Origin of the sequence: Arsukibacterium sp. (genome assembly GCF_041616895.1) — a bacterium.
Lineage (GTDB): Bacteria > Pseudomonadota > Gammaproteobacteria > Enterobacterales > Alteromonadaceae > Alishewanella.
On record NZ_JBFJPY010000195.1, the window covers coordinates 1 to 2,343 of the forward strand.

Consider the following 2,343-nt stretch of genomic DNA (forward strand, 5'->3'; position numbering starts at 1 on the left):
GGCGATGCCCGAAGCACTGGTGCCATTGTGGGCCGTGTTACTGGCCATTGGCTTTACCACGTTAATTGGCGTGGTATTTGGTCTGGCGCCGGCTATTAAAGCCTCACGCTTAAACCCGATAGATGCCCTTCGTTATGAATAGCAGGTTATACCAAAGTGATCACGCCGCATTAAGCGGTTTAATTCGATCAACCTGATCTTTAACAACTTGCGCAGCAACCCATAAATCAACCGCTCGCTGTGCGTTTAGCCAGAATTCGGCGGAGTTGCCAAACAAACGGCTAAGACGTAACGCCATTTCAGGACTCACTGCCCTGCGTTCACGCAGTAATTCATTTACCGACTGGCGTGACACGCCCAAAGCTTCAGCAAGCCTGGTCGCGGTCAAACCATAGTCTGGTATAAAATCTTCCCTTAACATCTCGCCTGGATGTGTAGGTTTACGCTGCAGACCCATACTATTGGCAATAGACATAATCACTACCTCTTAAATCAGTGGTAATCACATATTTCAACATCATATGCATCACCGTCTATGAAACGAAAACAAATACGCCACTGGTCATTGACTGATATTGCATGCTGTCCACTCCTGTCTCCAGATAGCGCATGCAGTCTGTTTCCAGGTGGCACCTTTAAATCATCAAAACACTGGACAAGATTAAGATACTCAAGCTTCCGGGCAGCCCGCCTTGCTAAATCTGGCGGAAATCTTTTAGCCTTACCACTTGTATAAAGCTCAAAGGTACGTTTGTCTGCGAACGTTTTAATCATGGCGTAAATTGTAATTCGTCACGTGACGCGCGTCAATGTTATATAAATAAGTTTTGCTGCGCATTCATGGTTCTAACCAAGATGCTGGCGGTACCACTCACCCACGATTAAACTGGCCGCAACACTGACGTTCAAAGACTCGACCTTGCCGCTACCGGGTATTTGCAACGCTATATCAGCGCTATTAGCCACGGCCTTAGATACTCCAAACATTTCTTCGCCAAACACAATTACCACCTTTTGCGGCAATGCTATTTTATAAAGCGACTGACCGCCATGACTTGAGGTTGTCACCAGGCTGTAGCCTGCATCCTTACATAACTTTAGCGCCAGCGGCATATCATCACAGCTAAGCGGCGCAATAAACTCGCCGCCACCCTCTGCGGTGCGAAGTGCTGCGCCCGACTGCAATAACTGCGGCTCACGCATAATAATGCCGGTAACCCCAAAATGAGCACAGGTGCGGGCAATAGCGCCTAAATTGTGCGGGTTGCCCACGCCATCCAGCGCCAGTAAGCAATCCTGCCGGGAGTTGTTATCACGCAAATAATTAGCAATGCTGACAAAGGGCTTACGCTTTACCAGTAACACGATGCCGCCGTGGTGCTGGCTGGCAGCGACTTTCTCTAACTCGGCATCGTCTACAATATGGTAGGCCTTCTTTTCACTGGCCAGATATTTCATCACATCAGCAAATTTGGGGGCCATTTGCTGGGAAATGTACAGGCGGATAATCGCCTCTGGCCGCTGGCTAAACAGCACCCGACAGGCGTTGTCGCCATACACTTTGCTCTCTGCCGCAAGCTCTGGGCTACGTAAGGGTTTGCTTTGCGCTTTATTGCTATGAGTCGCCGCTTTGTTCTGGCTGGTTTTTTTTAACCAGGGCTTAGTTAAGGCGTTTTGCTGGCTATCGTTACTGCCTGGTTTTGCTGGGCGCTGCGCTTTGTGGCCAGCGCGTTTTGGTTTGTCAGCCATCATAAATCCTGTGTCACACGAAATGGCGCCAATTTTAGCATCGCTATCGTGCTATTACTTGTATTTTTCCGCTACCGAAGTATCCTTGGCGGCACTATTTTCAGCACTTTTTATTGCTGCAATCAAATCAGGGTCAACGCTGTATGTTAAGTTACCGTCACAGTTATCATGCCGGCAATCACGCCGATGTCTTAAAACATCTGGTACAGGTAACGATTCTGGATTATCTGCTGCAAAAAGATAAGCCGCTGTGTTACCACGACACCCACGCCGGTGCTGGTTTATATAGCCTTAGCAGTGAGCACTCGCAAAAAACCGCCGAATACCAGCAAGGCATTGGTTTGCTATGGCAGTATCAGGCAACATCGGCGCCACTGGCCCGTTACTTACGGCTGATTAGCAACCTGAATCCTGAAGGCGAACTGGCGTTTTACCCCGGCTCACCCAAAATTGCGGCCTTAATGCTGCGGCCACAAGACACGATTCAGGCAACTGAGCTGCACCCTACTGATTTCCCTATTCTACAAAGCCAGTTTGCCAGACGTCGTTATACCCGTATTGAAAATATTGATGCCTATGCCGGCTTTAAAGCCA

General features: G+C 48.8%; 4 protein-coding genes. 1 reads left to right on the top strand and 3 read right to left on the bottom strand.

Annotation, left to right across the window (positions count from 1 at the left end; genetic code table 11):
• Nucleotides 1–160: 160 nt before the first annotated feature.
• The 3 genes from ABY802_RS16655 to ABY802_RS16665 form a co-directional block, all read right to left on the bottom strand.
• The gene (locus tag ABY802_RS16655) at nucleotides 161–475 is read right to left on the bottom strand and encodes a HigA family addiction module antitoxin (RefSeq protein WP_372628240.1); all 315 of its coding nucleotides are present in this window, start codon (nucleotides 473–475) and stop codon (nucleotides 161–163) included.
• Nucleotides 476–492: 17 nt separating this feature from the next.
• Complete coding sequence (locus tag ABY802_RS16660; RefSeq protein ID WP_372628241.1) at nucleotides 493–774, bottom strand: type II toxin-antitoxin system RelE/ParE family toxin; 282 nt, start codon at nucleotides 772–774, stop codon at nucleotides 493–495.
• Between the two features lie 72 nt (nucleotides 775–846).
• Nucleotides 847–1,752 carry a tRNA/rRNA methyltransferase gene (locus tag ABY802_RS16665; RefSeq protein ID WP_372628242.1) on the bottom strand — a complete coding sequence of 302 codons (906 nt, stop codon included), beginning with the start codon at nucleotides 1,750–1,752 and terminating at the stop codon, nucleotides 847–849.
• A 140-nt stretch (nucleotides 1,753–1,892) separates the two neighbouring features.
• Here ABY802_RS16665 and rlmJ point away from each other — a divergent pair.
• The coding region (rlmJ, locus tag ABY802_RS16670; RefSeq protein ID WP_372628243.1) for a 23S rRNA (adenine(2030)-N(6))-methyltransferase RlmJ at nucleotides 1,893–2,343 on the top strand (451 nt) is incomplete at its 3' end.